This window comes from Ralstonia sp. ASV6, assembly GCF_016429285.1.
Classification (GTDB): domain Bacteria; phylum Pseudomonadota; class Gammaproteobacteria; order Burkholderiales; family Burkholderiaceae; genus Ralstonia; species Ralstonia flaminis.
Genome location: NZ_JAELUI010000031.1, coordinates 1 through 16,106, shown reverse-complemented (window position 1 = coordinate 16,106; position 16,106 = coordinate 1). Strand labels below are relative to the sequence as shown.

18 protein-coding genes are annotated in these 16,106 nt (G+C 65.3%); 1 reads left to right on the top strand and 17 read right to left on the bottom strand.

The features are described 5' to 3' along the window. Positions 1-4: 4 nt before the first annotated feature. From JHD73_RS08270 to JHD73_RS08250, 5 genes are all read right to left on the bottom strand, one after another. Positions 5-271 (bottom strand): DUF1289 domain-containing protein, encoded by a 267-nt coding sequence (locus JHD73_RS08270; RefSeq protein WP_199029620.1) that lies wholly within the window; start codon positions 269-271, stop codon positions 5-7. A 10-nt stretch (positions 272-281) separates the two neighbouring features. Beyond that, positions 282-782, bottom strand: a complete 501-nt coding sequence (locus tag JHD73_RS08265; RefSeq protein ID WP_199029618.1) for a YbaK/EbsC family protein — start codon at positions 780-782, stop codon at positions 282-284. A 22-nt stretch (positions 783-804) separates the two neighbouring features. Next, positions 805-1,734: a hydroxymethylglutaryl-CoA lyase gene (locus JHD73_RS08260; protein WP_199029616.1), complete on the bottom strand. Its 930-nt coding sequence runs from the start codon at positions 1,732-1,734 to the stop codon at positions 805-807. A 1-nt stretch (position 1,735) separates the two neighbouring features. Beyond that, a complete protein-coding gene (locus JHD73_RS08255) occupies positions 1,736-2,677 on the bottom strand; it encodes a glyoxylate/hydroxypyruvate reductase A (protein WP_199029614.1) in 942 nt (313 codons plus the stop codon). Between the two features lie 97 nt (positions 2,678-2,774). Then, positions 2,775-4,799 carry an acetyl/propionyl/methylcrotonyl-CoA carboxylase subunit alpha gene (locus JHD73_RS08250; RefSeq protein WP_199029612.1) on the bottom strand — a complete coding sequence of 675 codons (2,025 nt, stop codon included), beginning with the start codon at positions 4,797-4,799 and terminating at the stop codon, positions 2,775-2,777. A 474-nt stretch (positions 4,800-5,273) separates the two neighbouring features. Here JHD73_RS08250 and JHD73_RS08245 point away from each other — a divergent pair, with 474 nt between their 5' ends. Then, the gene (locus JHD73_RS08245) at positions 5,274-5,438 is read left to right on the top strand and encodes a hypothetical protein (RefSeq protein WP_199029610.1); all 165 of its coding nucleotides are present in this window, start codon (positions 5,274-5,276) and stop codon (positions 5,436-5,438) included. Between the two features lie 237 nt (positions 5,439-5,675). Here JHD73_RS08245 and bioB read toward each other — a convergent pair whose 3' ends face one another. The 12 genes from bioB to JHD73_RS08185 are packed head-to-tail and all read right to left on the bottom strand — an operon-like array spanning position 5,676 to position 15,699. Beyond that, entirely contained in the window at positions 5,676-6,758 is a 1,083-nt protein-coding gene (gene bioB / locus JHD73_RS08240) for a biotin synthase BioB (protein WP_199029608.1), read from the bottom strand. A 42-nt stretch (positions 6,759-6,800) separates the two neighbouring features. Continuing rightward, the gene (locus JHD73_RS08235; protein ID WP_199029606.1) at positions 6,801-7,604 is read right to left on the bottom strand and encodes an enoyl-CoA hydratase/isomerase family protein; all 804 of its coding nucleotides are present in this window, start codon (positions 7,602-7,604) and stop codon (positions 6,801-6,803) included. After that, complete coding sequence (locus tag JHD73_RS08230; RefSeq protein ID WP_199029604.1) at positions 7,601-8,548, bottom strand: prolyl oligopeptidase family serine peptidase; 948 nt, start codon at positions 8,546-8,548, stop codon at positions 7,601-7,603. Before JHD73_RS08230 ends, JHD73_RS08235 begins: the two co-directional genes overlap by 4 nt. A gap of 29 nt (positions 8,549-8,577) precedes the next feature. After that, complete coding sequence (locus JHD73_RS08225; RefSeq protein ID WP_199029602.1) at positions 8,578-10,185, bottom strand: carboxyl transferase domain-containing protein; 1,608 nt, start codon at positions 10,183-10,185, stop codon at positions 8,578-8,580. 27 nt (positions 10,186-10,212) lie between these two features. Further along, positions 10,213-10,650 carry a YchJ family protein gene (locus tag JHD73_RS08220; RefSeq protein WP_199029600.1) on the bottom strand — a complete coding sequence of 146 codons (438 nt, stop codon included), beginning with the start codon at positions 10,648-10,650 and terminating at the stop codon, positions 10,213-10,215. After that, a complete protein-coding gene (locus JHD73_RS08215; RefSeq protein WP_199029598.1) occupies positions 10,650-11,348 on the bottom strand; it encodes an HAD family phosphatase in 699 nt (232 codons plus the stop codon). The genes JHD73_RS08220 and JHD73_RS08215 overlap by 1 nt, the downstream gene beginning before the upstream one ends. Beyond that, positions 11,345-11,755 (bottom strand): rhodanese-like domain-containing protein, encoded by a 411-nt coding sequence (locus tag JHD73_RS08210; RefSeq protein WP_199029596.1) that lies wholly within the window; start codon positions 11,753-11,755, stop codon positions 11,345-11,347. The genes JHD73_RS08215 and JHD73_RS08210 overlap by 4 nt, the downstream gene beginning before the upstream one ends. 18 nt (positions 11,756-11,773) lie before the next feature. Beyond that, on the bottom strand, positions 11,774-12,379 hold the full coding sequence (locus tag JHD73_RS08205; protein WP_199029594.1) for a 2-hydroxychromene-2-carboxylate isomerase: 606 nt from the start codon (positions 12,377-12,379) through the stop codon (positions 11,774-11,776). 41 nt (positions 12,380-12,420) lie between these two features. After that, positions 12,421-13,551, bottom strand: coding sequence for an acyl-CoA dehydrogenase family protein (locus JHD73_RS08200; RefSeq protein ID WP_199029592.1), 1,131 nt, complete (start codon positions 13,549-13,551; stop codon positions 12,421-12,423). A gap of 6 nt (positions 13,552-13,557) precedes the next feature. Beyond that, positions 13,558-13,794: a helix-hairpin-helix domain-containing protein gene (locus JHD73_RS08195; protein ID WP_233176844.1), complete on the bottom strand. Its 237-nt coding sequence runs from the start codon at positions 13,792-13,794 to the stop codon at positions 13,558-13,560. Continuing rightward, complete coding sequence (locus JHD73_RS08190) at positions 13,788-14,501, bottom strand: SDR family oxidoreductase (RefSeq protein WP_199029590.1); 714 nt, start codon at positions 14,499-14,501, stop codon at positions 13,788-13,790. Before JHD73_RS08190 ends, JHD73_RS08195 begins: the two co-directional genes overlap by 7 nt. 16 nt (positions 14,502-14,517) lie before the next feature. Then, positions 14,518-15,699 carry an acetyl-CoA C-acetyltransferase gene (locus JHD73_RS08185; RefSeq protein ID WP_199029674.1) on the bottom strand — a complete coding sequence of 394 codons (1,182 nt, stop codon included), beginning with the start codon at positions 15,697-15,699 and terminating at the stop codon, positions 14,518-14,520. Positions 15,700-16,106: the final 407 nt, after the last annotated feature.

Sequence of the window (16,106 nt, the reverse complement as noted above, 5' to 3'; positions counted from 1 at the left end):
GGAGTCAGGCGCGGGGTATGTCGTTGAGCCAAGCGCAGGCGCGTTCGGGCAGCGTCTGCCAGACGGCGAGTCGCGCAGCATCGCTCATGGTCGACCAAGCGGCAATCTCGTCGATCGTGCGCATGCAGCCAAGGCAAAGCCCGCGTGCGTCATCCATCTTGCACACGCTGATGCACGGCGAGGTGACCGGCTGTGCGCGCTCAGCCTGCGCGCGACTGTTGCGCAGCTTCGCGCTTGAGAGCTTCAGTTGCGCGCGGGTGCAGCTGTCCATGGACGTTCGATCAATCACGCTGGGCGATGTCGGCCACCGGCGCGCCGGTCATCGCTTCCAGCTCTGCGGGCGTGAGGTTGAACACCGCGTGCGGATGGCCGGCGGCAGCCCACACGCTGGCGTACTGGAACAGGTCCTGGTCGAGCAGCATCACGGGTTTGACCGCATGGCCGACCGGGCACACGCCACCAATCGCATAACCCGTTTTCTCGCGCACGAACTTGGCGTCGGCCTTGGCCAGTGCCCCCACGTGCGCGGAAACCTTTGCCTCGTCGACACGATTGGTGCCGCTGGCAATCACCAGCACCGGCACGTCGTCTTTGGCGCGGCGGAAGATGATCGACTTGGCAATCTCTGCCACTGAGCAGCCCAGGCCGGCAGCGGCTTCGGCGGAGGTCTTGCCGGTGGCGGGCAGCATCACGATGTCTTTTTCGTAGCCGAGCGTGCGCAGGTGGTCGGCCACGCGCTGGGCAGATTCGGGCAGGGGGGCGTTGGTGTCGGTCGCAGTCATCGTCGTTGTGCGTGGTGATGGGTCAGATGCAGGCCTGGGCGATCTGGTCTTGCAGCTTGAGCAGCAGCGCGCGGCCGGCGCGCGAAGCGGTCGGGCGGCCGATGGCTTGCGAGATGAAGTCGCCCGCCAGCACCACCTTGTCGAGGTCGATGCCGGTGCGGATGCCCAGCCCGTGCAGCATATACAGCACGTCTTCGGTCGCCACGTTGCCGGTCGCACCCTTGGCGTACGGGCAACCGCCCAGCCCCGCCACCGACGCGTGGAAGATGTGGATACCGACTTCCAGGCTCGCGAGGATGTTGGCCAACGCTTGGCCATACGTGTCGTGGAAGTGGCCGGAGAGGCGATCGATCGGGAAGGTCGCCGCTGCGGCTTCCATCACGGCCTTCACGCGGCCCGCGGTGCCCACGCCGATGGTGTCGGCAACGTCGATCTCATCGCAGCCCAGATCGGCCATGCGCTTGATCACATCCACCACCGACGACACCGGCACCTCGCCTTGGTACGGGCACCCCAGGGAGCACGAGATCGATCCGCGCACGCGAATGCCCGCGTTCTTGGCCGCCTTGGCCACGGGCTCGAAGCGCTCGATTGATTCCGCGATCGAGCAGTTGATGTTCTTCTGCGCAAACGCCTCGCTGGCGGCGCTGAAGATCACGACCTCGTCTGCCGCCGCCGCCGCCGCGCCTTCAAAGCCCTTCATGTTGGGCGTAAGCACCGAATACAGCGTGCCTGGCCGGCGCTGGATGCGCGCCATCACCTCGGCGCCGTCGGCCATGGCCGGCACCCACTTGGGCGACACGAACGATGCAGCTTCCACGTTGACGAAGCCAGCGTCGGACAGGCGGTTCACCAGTTCGACCTTGGTGTCGGTGGAGACGGGGACCTTCTCGTTCTGAAGACCGTCGCGCGGGCCGACTTCGACCACCTTCACGAATTGCGGGAATGTCATGTCAGTAACCTCGTTGCAGGTCGACGATGCCGACGATGGGCTCGCCGGCTTCCAGCGCGCGGATCTTGCGCGCGATCTGGGCAATGCTGACCTCGCGCAGCGTCAACGCCGAAATGTGCGGCGTGATGTGGATGCGTGGTTCGGTCCAGAAAGGGTGATCGGCGGGCAGTGGTTCTTTGCGGAACACGTCGAGCGCGGCGCCGGCAATGTGCCCGCTGCGCACGGCGGCCAGCAAATCCTCTTCCACCACATGCTTGCCACGCGCCACGTTGACGAGGAACGCGCCCGGCGCGAGCTGGTTGAGCAGCTTGGCGTCGATCACGTTCTCGGTGTCAGCGGTGAGCGGCAGCACGTTCACCAGCACACGGGTGCCGGACAGGAATTCCGGCAGTGCATCGGCACCGGCGCGGCAATCGATGCCGTCGATGGTCTTGGCCGAACGGCTCCACCCGCGCACCGGAAAACCGAAGCCCGCCAGCGTCTTGGCGATATGCGTACCTAGCACGCCAAGCCCCAGCACGCTGACAACGAATTCATCACGATTGAACGGCTTGAGAAAGCGCCACATCTTGGCGTGCTGCTGGCGCTCGTATTCGTCCAACCGGCGGAAGAAGCGCAGCACGGCGTGCGTGACGTACTCGCCCATCTGCGCGGCCATGCCGGCGTCGTCCAGGCGCACGATCGGCAGGCCGTCGGGAATGGCATCGGGCGATTGTGCGCGCAAGCCGAGGATGGCATCGACGCCCGCGCCCAGGTTGAACACCGCACGCAAATCCTGGCGCCCGCGCAGCATGTCGGCGGGCGGCTGCCAGACCACGGCGTAATCAGCGTCCTGCGCCGCGCCTTGTTCCCACACCGACAGGCGCGCGTCCGGCAGCGCCTGCGCAAAACCATCGAGCCAGGGTTGGGGCTTGCCGTCGGGCGTGTAGATCTGGATGTGCATGTGGGGCGACTTCGAGGTGCGTGGTTGACGCACGGTTGACGTATACGTCAAGCAGTGTAGCAGGGGCCGCCGTGGCGCGTGGCGGCCCGCTTTGGCGTCACTCTGCGGGCTTGAACGCCAGCAGTTGCACGCCTTCCGTCACCTGATCGCCTACGGCATACAGCACGGATTCGACCACGCCATCCGCCGGGGCGGTGAGCGTGTGTTCCATCTTCATCGCCTCCATGACGACCAGCGGCGCGCCCTTGGTGACGCTCTGGCCCGGTGTGGCAAGCACAGCGATCACCTTGCCGGGCATCGGCGCGGTCAGCTTGCCGCCTTCGTCATCGGCCTCGCCCGCGTGGGCGAGCGGGTCGTGGCGCTCCAGCGTCCAGTGCGCGCCGCCGGTGAACACGTGGAACGTGTCGCCATCGGTATGCACTTGGCCGGTGGCCTTGTGCGAGCCTAGTGCGACGGTGAAGGTCTCGGCGTGGCGATGCGTGGTGAAGGGGGCCTCAGCGCCGTTGGTCTTCAGGCGCGAGCCGTCGCGGCCATAGATGAGCGTGGCGTCGATGGCCTGCTCGCCGTGCGTGAAACGCAGCGTGCGCTCGGCTGCGCCGTTCAGGCGCCAGCCGCTGCCGCGTGCCCACGGCGAATGCGGGTCGCGCGTGTCGGTGCGCAGGCTGCGCGCCTCGCGTGCCAGCAGCGCGGCCACGGCCAGGGCGATGGCGTCTTGCGGCACGTCGGGTGCAGCGGGGAACAGCGTGTCGTGATTGCGCGCGATCAGGCCGGTATCGAGATCAGCGGTCGCAAACGGCTTCGATGCCACCAGCCTGCGCAGGAACGCCACGTTGGACGACAGCCCGACGAGGTGGAAGCTGCCCAGCGCCTGCAGCATGCGCGCGAGCGCTTCTTCACGGTCGCGGCCCCAGACGATCAGCTTGGCGATCATCGGGTCGTAGTAGGGGCTGATGGCGTCGCCCTCGCGCACACCGGCGTCGATACGCACAGCGGCCGGTTCGCCATTGGCTTGCGCGCCGACGGTGAACTCCACTGCCGCAGGCGTGCGCAGCACCTTCAGCGTGCCGATGGAGGGCAGGAAATCGCGGTCGGGGTTTTCTGCGTAGATACGCGCTTCCAGCGCATGGCCGTGGATGCGCAGTTCGTCCTGCGCGCGCGGCAGCGGCTCGCCGGAGGCCACGCGCAATTGCCATTCGACGAGGTCTTCGCCCGTGATCATCTCGGTGACGGGGTGCTCGACCTGCAGGCGCGTGTTCATCTCCATGAAGTAGAACGTGCCGTCTTCATCGACGATGAACTCGACCGTGCCGGCGCCCACGTAGCCCACCGCGCGCGCGGCGGCCACAGCGGCCTCACCCATTGCGCGGCGGCGGTCCAGCGTCATGCCGGGGGCGGGGGCTTCCTCCAGCACCTTCTGGTGGCGGCGCTGCACCGAGCAGTCGCGCTCGAACAAGTAGACGGCATCGCCAAAGCTGTCGGCGAAGACCTGGATTTCAATGTGGCGCGGGCGCGTGAGGTACTTCTCGATCAGCACGCGGTCATCGCCAAAGCTGCTGGAGGCTTCGCGCTTGACGGACGCCAGCGAGGCTTCGAATGCATCGCCCGATTCCACCACGCGCATGCCCTTGCCGCCGCCGCCCGCGCTGGCCTTGATGAGTACGGGGTAGCCGATGCGATCAGCCTGCGTGCGCAGGAAGGCGGCGTCTTGATTGTCACCGTGGTAACCGGGCACGAGCGGCACGCCGGCCTTTTCCATCAGCGCCTTGGCCGCGCTCTTGCTGCCCATCGCTTCGATGGCTGAGGCCGGCGGGCCGACGAAGATGATGCCGGCGTCCGCGCAGGCTTTGGCGAAGGCTTCGTTTTCCGACAAGAAGCCGTAGCCGGGGTGGACGGCTTGGGCGCCCGTGGCGCGTGCAGCTTCGAGGATGCGGTCGGCGCGCAGGTAGCTGTCGCGGGCCGCGGGTTCGCCAATGTGGATGGCTTCGTCGCAGGCGGCGACGTGGCGGGCGTTGGCGTCGGCATCCGAATAGACGGCGACCGTGCGGATGCCCAGCTTGCGGCAGGTGGCGGCGACTCGGCAGGCGATTTCGCCTCGGTTGGCGATGAGGAGCTTAGTGATCATGGTGTTGTTACGTCTCCTAGTTTTTGGCTTTTGCACTTTTGGTGCATCCCTTGTTTCATCCCCTGCCGGGGCTGACTCACTTTTCTTTGTCTTGCCAAAGAAAAGTAAGCAAAAGAAAGGCGCGCCCGAGATGGCGACACCCTCCTTGAATTTGTGTAACCAGGCGGAGACGGGGAAAACTCGCTGCGCTCAGACAGTTCCCCGTCTTTTTTCCGCCCGCTTACACAAATTCAAGGCGCCATCTAGGGCGGGGACGGCCAAACCGGCCGGGCGCCGCCCGTGGCGCTGTGTTCTTGCTCCTGCGGAGCGCAAAGCCCCGAGGTTGAGGTTCAGAACTCCAAACTTGGGGTGCAGAACCTCGACGTCGGAGTTTCGGAACCCCACAGTCGAAGTTCGGAACCTCAGCGTCGAAGCTCGGAACCGCTCAGTCGGCGTTCAGAACCTCAACGCTGGGGTTCCGGAACGTCAAAGTCGGTGTTCAGAACTCCAACGTTCGAGTTCGGCACCTCGAAGCAGGAGTTCCAGAACCTCGGCGTCGAAGTCCAGAACTTCAATACCGCCACAAAGAGCGTGGCGCGCGAATCGATTCACTCCAACGCTAACGCCAGTGCCACGACGGTGTGGCCGTTCCTGCCCTAGGTGGCGCCTTGAATTTCTGTTGCAAGGAGGAAAAAGAGGGGAGGCTGTTTGAGCGAAGCGAGTTTGCCTCTCCCCCCTCCCTGCGACATAAATTCAAGGAGTGTTTCGCCATCTCGGGCGCGCCTTTCTTTGCTTACTTTTTTTTGGCAAGACAAAGAAAGTGAGTCGGCCCCGGCAGGGGGCGAAAGGGAGGCAGACCACCAACACAGAAACAAAAACCGCCTCCCATAAAACGCATCAGTCCGCAGGCGTAATGTCGATATGGCAATGCGACGAATGCGAGTGCGAAGCATCAGCGCTTTGGTGCATGTGATCTTGCACCTCAACCCGCATCCCCAGCCGCGCCAGCAGCTTACGATCCGCATCCGCCTCAGGGTTATCCGTCGTCAGCAGCTTCTCTCCATAGAAGATCGAGTTAGCCCCAGCCACAAAGCACATCGCCTGCAACGCATCATCCATCGCCTCGCGGCCAGCGGAGAGCCGCACCATCGCCTTGGGCATCGTGATCCGCGCCACGGCAATCGTGCGCACAAAATCAAACGGGTCGAGTTCTTCATTGCCCGCCAGCGGCGTGCCTTCCACCTTCACGAGGTTGTTGATGGGCACCGAATCCGGATACGGCTCCATGTTCGCCAGCTCGGCGATCAGGCCCGCACGCTCGTGCACCGATTCCCCCAGCCCGACGATGCCGCCGCAGCACACATTGATGCCCGCCTCACGCACGTGTTCCAGCGTGTCGAGCCGGTCTTGATACGTGCGCGTGGTGATGATCTCGCCGTAAAACTCCGGCGCGGTATCGAGGTTGTGGTTGTAGTAGTCCAGCCCCGCGTCTTTCAGTTGCGCAGCCTGCTCCTGCTTGAGCATGCCGAGCGTCACGCAGGTCTCCAGCCCCATCGCCTTCACGCCACGCACCATGTCGGCCACGGCATCGAGCTGATGCGGCTTGGGGTTGCGCCACGCAGCGCCCATGCAGAAGCGGCTGGCGCCGTTTTGCTTGGCGCGTGATGCGGCTTCCAGCACTTCGTCGATGGGCATCAGCTTTTCAGCCTCCACACCCGTGTCGTAGCGCGCCGATTGCGGGCAGTACGAGCAGTCCTCCGGGCAGCCGCCGGTCTTGATGGACAGTAGCGTCGAGAGCTGCACTGCGTTCGCATCAAAGTTGGCGCGGTGCACTTGCTGGGCCTGGAACAGCAGGTCGTTGAACGGCAGCGCGAACAGCGCTTCGATGGCTTCGCGGCTCCAGCGCGCGTCGGGTGCCTGACCCGGCGTGACAGGCGCTTTGGCGGCGTTCGGAACGAAGTTGAGCGGAGTGGATTGCATGAGGACTTCCTTCAAGTAATGCGTGGTTTCTAGTTATGCGGGTCAGGCCGGCAGCAGCCAGTTCGGCTTGCGCTTGCCCAGAAAACTCTGCACGCCTTCGCGGCCTTCTTCCGAGGCGCGGATGGCGGCGATGCGGTCTGCGGTATCGGCCAGCAGCGCGTCGTTGACGGCGGCGCCAGCCACTTCACGCACGAGGCGCTTGCTCTCGCGCACGGCGTTCGGGCTGTTGGCGACGAGCGCGGCGGTGATGTCGCTGACCTTGCCGTCGAGCGTGTCTGCGTTGACAAGCTCATGTACAAGGCCCAGCCGATGCGCCTCAGCAGCGGAGAAGCGTTCGGCGGTGATGAAGTAGCGGCGCGACGCCTGCTCACCCAACGCGCGGATCACGTACGGGCTGATGGTGGCCGGAATCAGCCCGAGCTTGGCTTCCGACAGGCAGAAGTTGGCGGTGTCGACGGCGACCACGATGTCGCACGCGGCGACCAGGCCAACGCCACCGGCATACGTATCACCCTGCACACGTGCGATCACCGGCTTCGGGCAGGTATAGATGGCGCGCAGCATTTCGGCCAGGCGCAGGGCATCAGCGCGGTTCTCGTCATCCGAGTAGCCGGCCATCTTCTTCATCCAGTTCAGGTCTGCGCCCGCGCAGAAGGCGGGGCCGTTGCCGGCCAGGACGATGGCGCGCACGCTGGGCTCTTGCGCCAGCGCGCGGAAGGCACCGGTCAGCTCGGCAATGACGGTCTCGTTGAAGGCGTTGCGCACATCAGGCCGGTTGAGCGTGAGCGTGGCGACGGCGCCGTGCTGGCTGAACGTCAATGTGGCGAAGGTCTCGAAAGTGTTCATTCGGCGTCCTTGTTGGTGCCGGCCCTCGGGTTGTCCGCCCCCGAGGCTTCTGCGGCGGTGGGTGCGGCGCTGACTGGGCCCGCGGGCAGGCCAAGTTCGCGCAGGAAGGCATCGACCTGCGGCAGCCAGATGCTCAACCCTGCTTGGCTGGCAAACATGCCGTGCGAGTCGCTCTTGAAGTCGCCGTAGTCCACCAGCCGCGCCTTACCGCCGGCGCCAGTGTACGCAGCAAACATCTTTTCCGGCATGGGCTTGGGCCAGTAGCTGTCGTTATCGCCGTAGAACCAGAGCGACGGATAGCGCGACTGCCGGCCGTATGTCTCAAAGGCGCGCACGAGGTTGTTTTCCCAGGCGACGCAGGTGTCGTTGCGCAGGCCGCCCGCGAAATTCACCAGGCCACGCACGCCGGGGTAGTTCAGCGTGCCGAAAGCCATCGTGGTCAGGCCGCCGTGCGACTGCCCCATGACGACGATGCGGCTGCGGTCCACATACGGCTGCGCGGTCATGTAGTCGAGCGCGGCCACCACGTCTTCGGCCTGGATGAGGCCGTTCGATTCCACATTGCAGCCGCTACCGATATAGGCGCCGCCCGACTTGGAGAAGCCCTGGCGCATCGGGATGGCTACCACGTAGCCGCGCGCGACCAGCGCCGCCGCCTGCTCGCTGTAACGGGCACGCGACTGGAAGGCCGCGTTACCGCGTGACTTGCCGTGGTTGAGCACGATGAGCGGGAAAGGGCCGGTGCCCGCTGGCTTGTAGACGGTGGTCTCCAGCTTGATGGTGAAGATGCCCGCTGACTTGGGCACCTCCACGATCTCTTCGCTGATGCCCGATGTGCTCGTTGGGCTGGACGGTTTGTCCTGCGCATGCGCGGCGGCAAGTAGCAGCGCACAGCCGATGGCTGCCCAGGCGCTGCGCCACGTTCGCGCGGTGTTGCTGTTCACTGCAAGTTCCTTGTTCGATGGCGGTCCGCTTACATGCGGAATACGCCGAAGTTCATATCGCCAATCGGCGCGTTCAGGCTGGCCGACAAGCCCAGCCCCAGCACGCTGCGCGTGTCGGCGGGGTCGATCACGCCGTCGTCCCACAGGCGCGCGCTGGCATAGTACGGATGGCCTTGGCGCTCGTACTGGTCGCGGATCGGCGCCTTGAAAGCCGCTTCTTCCTCGGCGCTCCACTGGCCGCCTTTGGCCTCAATGCCGTCGCGGCGCACGGTGGCGAGCACGCTGGCGGCCTGCTCACCGCCCATTACCGAGATGCGCGCGTTCGGCCACATCCACAGGAAGCGCGGTGAATACGCCCGCCCGCACATGCCGTAGTTACCCGCCCCAAACGAGCCGCCGATGATGACCGTGAACTTGGGCACCTGCGCCGTGGCGACCGCTGTCACCATCTTCGCGCCGTTCTTGGCGATGCCCTCGTTCTCGTACTTGCGGCCCACCATGAAGCCCGTGATGTTCTGCAGGAACACCAGCGGAATCTTGCGCTGGCAGCACAGCTCGATAAAGTGCGCGCCCTTGAGCGCCGCTTCCGAAAACAAAATGCCGTTGTTGGCGATGATGCCGACCGGGTAGCCCCAGATGCGCGCAAAACCGCAGACCAGCGTGGTGCCGTAGCGTGCCTTGAATTCATCGAAGGCTGAGTCGTCGACGATGCGGGCGATGACCTCGCGCACATCGAACGGCTTGCGTGTGTCGGTCGGGATCACGCCGTAGAGTTCTTCGGCCGGATAGCGCGGCTCGATCGGCGCATGCACCTGCACCTGCTCCGGCTTGCGGCGGTTCAGGTGCGCGACGATGCTGCGGGCCTGGGCCAGCGCGTGCGCGTCGTTGTTGGCGAAGTAATCCGCCACGCCGGACAGGCGCGTGTGCACGTCGGCGCCGCCCAGGTCTTCGGCGCTCACCACCTCACCGGTGGCGGCCTTCACTAGCGGCGGGCCGGCCAGGAAGATCGTGCCCTGTTCCTTCACGATGATCGACTCGTCGCTCATGGCCGGCACATACGCGCCACCGGCCGTGCACGAGCCCATCACCACTGCAATCTGCGGAATGCCCTTGGACGACAAATTGGCCTGGTTGTAGAAGATGCGGCCGAAGTGGTCGCGGTCGGGGAACACGTCGTCCTGGTTCGGCAGGTTGGCGCCGCCCGAGTCGACCAGGTAGACGCAGGGCAGGTGGTTCTGCTCGGCAATCTCCTGCGCGCGCAGGTGTTTCTTCACCGTCATCGGGTAGTAGGTGCCGCCCTTGACCGTGGCATCGTTGCAGACGATCACGCACTCCTGCCCCGAGATGCGCCCGATACCGGTGATGATGCCGGCGCCCGGTGCCGCGTCGTCGTACATGCCGTACGCCGCCAGTTGCGAGAACTCCAGGAACGGCGTGCCGGGGTCGAGCAGTTGCTGCACGCGGTCCCGCGGCAGCAGCTTGCCGCGGGCGAGGTGCTTGGCGCGGGCGTCTTCACCGCCGCCTTGCGCAATGCGGGCGACCTTGTCGCGCAAGTCGGCGACGAGGGTGCGCATGGCATCGGCGTTGGCCTTGAAGTCTTCGGCACGGGGGTTGAGCTTGGTGTCTAGCGTCGGCATGGCAGCGGTGCAGGAAGTGCGGTGCGGTTATTCAGGGAAGGTGCCGTCGACGTACAGCCAACGGCCTTCGGCGGATTCGGCGCCGCTCGCGTCCAGGCGAACGAAGCGGCTGGTTTCATGCAGGCGATGCGCGCGGCCGCCCACCTTGTAGCGCGCGACGAATTCCACCGTCGCGTGCGTAGCGTCTTGCAGTGTGTGGCGCCTCATGTCCAGGCCGAGCCAGCGGGTGGCGGCGGCATCTGCCTCACTCGTTTCCAGATCAGCGGGGCAAGTGGACGGATGCCACGTGCGGCGCAGATACGCCGTGTCACCCAGCACATACGCGCTGTAGCGCGAGCGCATGAGTTGCTCGGCCGTGGCCGGCGCGGCGTCACCGGCGTGGAACGGGCCGCAACAGCGCGCGTACGCAACACCGCCGCAGGGGCAGGCGTCGGCCGGGCCGATGGGCTTGGCTTGGGTGCCCATCAGGCCAGCAGCTCCGGCAGGTCGCGCATGTCGGTAAAGGTGCGCGTGGCACCGGCGGCGATCAGCGGGCCCGGTGCGTTGCGACCGGCGTAGGCCAGCACCGTCATGCCCGCAGCATGGCCGGCAGTCACGCCCGTGGGGCTGTCTTCAATCACCAGGCAACGCGATGGCGCGACCCCCAGACTGCTGGCCGCCAGCAGGTACACATCGGGCGCGGGCTTGCTGCGCGCGACCTCGGTGGCCGAAAAGATGCGCACATCCGTCGGCTGGAAGTGCTCGATCAAGCCGGTGCGATTGAGTTGCAGTTCCACCTTCACACGATCGGCGCCAGAGGCCACGGCCATTGGCAGGCCAAGCTTGGAGAGCACATCAATGGCGTGCGCAATGTGCGGCACCGCTTCGACCTCGGCTTCGAGCAGCGCGTTGCGCCGTGCGTGGAAGGTGGACAGCCAGTTTGGCGGCAACGGTGCGCCGCGCATCTCGGCAATCGCATCCAGCTCTTCGCGGATGGCCTTGCCGAGAAAGCGCGTGATGGAGTCTTCCTGGCTGATCTCGATGCCGAGTTCATTCAGCATCTGCCAGATCAGTTTGTTGACGAGGGGTTCGCTGTCCACCAGCACGCCGTCGCAATCGAAGAGGATCGCGTCAAAGCGTGGGTGGCGAGTTTCTGTTGAGGCGGATTGAGAGACTGCAGTCATGCTTTCTTCGTTGGTTTTTCGTAAGCGGTGACCGGCGCACCGGCCGCCTTCCAGGCGGTGAATCCACCTTCGATATGTGCAACGCGCTCCAATCCCATGTCCTGCACGGTCTTGGTGGCCAGCGCGCTGCGCCAGCCGGCCGCGCAGAAGAAGACGAAGGTCTTGTCTGCTGCAAAGGCCGGCTTGTAATACGGGGAGTCCGGATCAACCCAGAACTCCAGCATGCCGCGCGGGGCGTGCAGCGCGTTCGGAATCACGCCTTCGCGCGTCAGCTCCTGGATCTCGCGCACATCGACAAACTGCACGTGCGGGGCATCGAGCAGGGCGCGCGCCTCGTCCACGGAGAGCGTTTGTACCTGCGCCATGGCTTCGTCCACCAGCGCGCGGAATCCCTTCTTCATGGCCATGGCGTTCTCCTGTTCGGTTCAGATGCGGCCGTCGCGAAGCAGGGCTTCGATCTGGTCGAAACGATCGAAGCCCCAGAACGCCTCGCCGTCGACGATCACGTAAGGCGAGCCGAACACGCCACGCGACATCGCCAGGTCGATTTCGGCCTTGAGCTGGTCCTTGATCTGCTGCGTGCTTGCGCCGGCATTGAGTGCCGCGCCGTCGATACCCATCGCGTCGGCAATCTTCATCACCTCGACCGGCTCACCAATATTGATGTCATCGACAAACAGTGCGCGGTAGATGGCACGGGCGAAGTCGATGGCGCGATCGCCGCCGTGGTGGTCGTGCACCCACAGCGTGGCGCGCGCCGCGTATTGCGTGGGCAGTGGGAAGTGCGTCGGCTTGCGGTATTCGATACCGTTGAAGCGCGCGGTGCGCTCGAAGTCACGCCATGCGTAGTCGCCCTTGAGCGGCACTTGTGGCAGCGGGGAGCCGCCGGTGGTCTTAAATACGACCCCCAGCAGGATCGGGTGCCACGCCGTCGCGCGGTTGTACCGCTGGGCGAGTTCTTCCACGCGCGTGCTGGCGAAGTAGCCGTACGGCGATGAGAAGTCGAAGTAGAAATCGATGGCCCCGTTCATGATGTGCTCCCCTTGTTGTGCTGCGGCTTCCCCAAAAATGCCTACGCCAAGGCGCGGGCGATCAAGATTTTCTGGATATCGCTGGTGCCTTCGTAGATCTGGCACACGCGTACGTCGCGGTAGATGCGCTCGACCGGGAAGTCGTTCACGTAGCCGTAGCCGCCGAAGACCTGGATGGCATCGGAGCACACGCGCTCGGCCATCTCGCTGGCATTGAGCTTGGCCATGGCTGCCTCTTTCAGGCACGGCAGCCCCGCGTCTTTCAGGCTGGCAGCGTGCCAGACCATCTGCCGCGCCACGTCGATGCGCGTGGCCATCTCGGCCAGGCGGAACTGCACGGCCTGGTGCGCAAACAGTGGCTGGCCGAAGCTCTCGCGCTCCTTGGCATACGCCAGTGCTGCCTCAAAGGCTGCACGCGCCATGCCCACGCTCTGTGCCGCAATGCCGATGCGCCCGCCTTCCAATCCGGACAACGCCATCTTGTAGCCCGCGCCTTCTTCCCCTAACAGGCAATCGGCGGGGATGCGACAGTCTTCCAACACGATCTGCGCCGTGTCGGAGGAGTGCTGGCCGAGCTTGTCTTCGAGCCGCGCGACGACGTAGCCCGGCGTCTTGGTCGGCACCAGGAATGCACTGATGCCGCGCTTGCCCGCAGCCTTGTCGGTGACGGCCATGACGATCGCCACGTCGGCATGCTTGCCGCTGGTGATGAACTGCTTCACGCCGTTGAGTACCCAGTGGTCGCCATCCCGCGTGGCAGTGGTGCGCAGGGCCGAGGCATCGGAGCCGACGTGCGGCTCGGTCAGGCAGAACGCGCCGAGCATCTCGCCGCGCGCCAGTGGCACGAGCCATTGCTGCTTTTGTGCGTCGTTCGCAAACGCCATCAACATGCTGCACACCGGGCAGTTGTTCACGCTGATGACAGTGGAGGTGCCGCCATCGCCAGCGGCAATCTCTTCCAGGATCAGCGCGAGCGACAGATAGTCGAGCCCGGCGCCGCCCAGCTCTTCCGGCACGGCCACACCATAGGCGCCCAGCTCACCGAGTTGGCGGTGTACGTCTTTCGGGAACGTTGCATCGCGATCCCACGCGGCGGCGTGCGGGGTGATTGCCTCGCGCACGAAGGTGCGGATGGCATCGCGGATCATTTCCTGTTCGGGGTTCAGCAGCATGGCGGTCTACCAGGTTTGGGCCAATGCCACGACGGCACCGATGGCGCTGCGTGCCTGCGGGCTGTTGCGCCAGCAGGTTGAGCCAGTGAGGGCTGCGCCAGTGCGCACGATTTCGTCCACACTGGCCTCGCGTAGTTGCTTGAGGTGGCAGTAGCCCATTTGCTCAAGACGCGCGACGATCGTCGGCCCCACGCCCTTGAGTGCAAGCATGGCCGCGCGCTGGTCGGTCGGGAAGCTCACCATTCAATGACGCTCCCATCGTAATTGCGGAACGCGCCGTTGTCGGCGCGCGTGGCGGATGCGATCACGCTGCGGATGCCAGCCACACTTTGCTGCGGTGTGATGGCGGCTCCGGCGCCACCCATGTCGGTTTGCACCCAGCCTGGGTGGAAGGTCAGGCATGTGGCGTTCTTGGCGTCGAACGACAGCGCATGCAGCACCGCATTCACCGCGGCCTTGCTGGTGCGATACAGCCAGCCGCCGTTGCCTTCCATATCGCCAATGCTGCCCATGCGGCTGGAGATGACGGCCAACACGCCGCCCACTTCATTTGCACCGTTGCGTCCGGCCTCCACCATCGGCAGCACGGCCGGCAACACGTTCATCGGCGCCCACACGTTCGTGTGCATCACGGCATCAAAGTCGGCCTGGCTGACCGGCGTGGCGCCCTGCGTGCGCGGGCCATAGATGCCCGCCACGTAGATCGCTACATCCAGCGCCTCGCCGTCGAGCTTCCAGGCGAGGCCGGCGATGGCATTGGCGTCGGTCAGGTCCAGCACATGCGTTTCGGCGCCCAGGGCCTGCAGATCTTGCGCAGCCTGCTGCGTACGCACGGTGGCGATCACACGCCAGCCGTCCGCACGGTACTGCTTCACGGTTTCCAGGCCGATGCCGCGCGATGCACCCAGAATGAGTGCGGTGCGCGTGCGGCGGGAGGTTGCGTTCGTCATCGTGCTGGCCTTTCGCTCAATAGAGTTCGATGCCCACAGCGGTGGCCTCGCCGCCACCGATGCACAAACTCGCCACGCCGCGCTTGCCGCCGCGGTGTTGCAGCGCGCCCAGCAGTGTGGCGATCACGCGAGCGCCTGAGGCGCCGATCGGGTGGCCCAGCGCGCATGCACCGCCGTTCACGTTCACCTTCTCGTGCGGGATGTGCAGGTCGTGCATGGCGGCCATCGGCACCACGGCAAAGGCTTCGTTGATCTCGAACAGATCGACGTTGCTGCTGTTCCAGTCGAGCTTCTTGAACAGCTTGTCGATGGCCGTGACCGGTGCGGTGGTGAACCAGCCCGGCGCCTGCGCATGCGTGGTGTGCCCCAGCATTACCGCCAGCGGCGTGATGCCGAGCTGCTTGGCGGTCGACTCGCGCATCATCACCAGGGCCGCAGCACCGTCGTTGATCGACGACGAGGACGCGGCCGTCACCGTGCCATCTTTCTTGAACGCGGGCTTGAGCGTGGGGATCTTGTCGACCTTGATGCGGCGCGGGCCTTCGTCGGTGTCGATGACGGTGTCACCGGCTTTGCTCGACACGGTCACGGGCGCGATTTCCCAGCGGAATGCGCCGGATTCGGTGGCTTCCTGCGCGCGGCGCACGGACGTCATCGCAAAGTGGTCTTGTGCCTCGCGTGTGAAGCCGTACTTCTCGGCGCAGTCTTCACCGAAGGTGCCCATGGCGCGGCCTTTGTCATACGCGTCTTCCAGGCCGTCGAGCATCATGTGGTCGTAGATCATGCCGTGGCCGATGCGGTAGCCGCCGCGGCCTTTCGGGATCAGGTACGGCGCGTTGGTCATGCTTTCCATGCCGCCTGCAACGACGACATCGACCGAGCCCGCGAGCAGTGCGTCATACGCGTTCATGGCTGCGCGCATGCCTGAGCCGCACATCTTGTTGACCGTGGTGCAGCCAACCGACAGCGGCAGGCCCGCGCCCAATGCGGCCTGGCGGGCCGGTGCCTGGCCTTGGCCGGCGGGCAGCACGCAACCCATGATGACTTCTTCGATCTGCTCCGGCTTCAGGCCCGCTCGCTCGACTGCCGCACGGATGGCAGCGGCGCCCAGTTGCGGGGCGGTGAGGCTGGCGAGTTCGCCTTGGAATGCGCCCATCGGGGTGCGGGCCGCTGAGGCGATGATGATGCGGTCGGACATGGTGATCTCCTGGTGTGCTGTCGACATGGTTCTGCACTTGTGGCGCAGGGGCTGCGTGTCTCTTGCTTTGGGGTTTGTGTTTTGTGGTGCATCCCCCGTTTCACCCCCTGCCGGGGGCGACTCACTTTCTTTGTCTTGCCAAAGAAAGTAAGCAAAGAAAGGCGCGCCCAAGATGGCGACACCCTCCTTGAATTTGTGTAACCGGGCGGAGACGGGAAAAACTCGCTGCGCTCAAACAGTCTGTCTCTTATACACATCTGACGCTGCCGACGAAGGCCGTAAAAAAGGGTGTGTGGGGGGGGGGGGGGGGGGGGGGGGGGGGGGGGGGGGGGGGGGGGGGGGGGGGGGGGGGGGGGGGGGGGGGGGGGGGGGGGGGGGGGGGGGGGGGGGGGGGGGGGGGGGGGGGG

Bases quoted from the DNA above. Each gene is read 5' to 3' on its own strand.
- JHD73_RS08215 (WP_199029598.1), bottom strand. From the start codon at position 11,348: ATGACTGCAGTCTCTCAATCCGCCTCAACAGAAACTCGCCACCCACGC.
- JHD73_RS08250 (WP_199029612.1), bottom strand. From the start codon at position 4,799: ATGATCACTAAGCTCCTCATCGCCAACCGAGGCGAAATCGCCTGCCGA.
- JHD73_RS08265 (WP_199029618.1), bottom strand. From the start codon at position 782: ATGACTGCGACCGACACCAACGCCCCCCTGCCCGAATCTGCCCAGCGC.
- JHD73_RS08260 (WP_199029616.1), bottom strand. From the start codon at position 1,734: ATGACATTCCCGCAATTCGTGAAGGTGGTCGAAGTCGGCCCGCGCGAC.
- bioB (WP_199029608.1), bottom strand. From the start codon at position 6,758: ATGCAATCCACTCCGCTCAACTTCGTTCCGAACGCCGCCAAAGCGCCT.
- JHD73_RS08235 (WP_199029606.1), bottom strand. From the start codon at position 7,604: ATGAACACTTTCGAGACCTTCGCCACATTGACGTTCAGCCAGCACGGC.
- JHD73_RS08210 (WP_199029596.1), bottom strand. From the start codon at position 11,755: ATGGCCATGAAGAAGGGATTCCGCGCGCTGGTGGACGAAGCCATGGCG.
- JHD73_RS08200 (WP_199029592.1), bottom strand. From the start codon at position 13,551: ATGCTGCTGAACCCCGAACAGGAAATGATCCGCGATGCCATCCGCACC.
- JHD73_RS08195 (WP_233176844.1), bottom strand. From the start codon at position 13,794: ATGGTGAGCTTCCCGACCGACCAGCGCGCGGCCATGCTTGCACTCAAG.
- JHD73_RS08220 (WP_199029600.1), bottom strand. From the start codon at position 10,650: ATGGGCACCCAAGCCAAGCCCATCGGCCCGGCCGACGCCTGCCCCTGC.
- JHD73_RS08205 (WP_199029594.1), bottom strand. From the start codon at position 12,379: ATGAACGGGGCCATCGATTTCTACTTCGACTTCTCATCGCCGTACGGC.
- JHD73_RS08190 (WP_199029590.1), bottom strand. From the start codon at position 14,501: ATGACGAACGCAACCTCCCGCCGCACGCGCACCGCACTCATTCTGGGT.
- JHD73_RS08270 (WP_199029620.1), bottom strand. From the start codon at position 271: ATGGACAGCTGCACCCGCGCGCAACTGAAGCTCTCAAGCGCGAAGCTG.
- JHD73_RS08255 (WP_199029614.1), bottom strand. From the start codon at position 2,677: ATGCACATCCAGATCTACACGCCCGACGGCAAGCCCCAACCCTGGCTC.
- JHD73_RS08225 (WP_199029602.1), bottom strand. From the start codon at position 10,185: ATGCCGACGCTAGACACCAAGCTCAACCCCCGTGCCGAAGACTTCAAG.
- JHD73_RS08185 (WP_199029674.1), bottom strand. From the start codon at position 15,699: ATGTCCGACCGCATCATCATCGCCTCAGCGGCCCGCACCCCGATGGGC.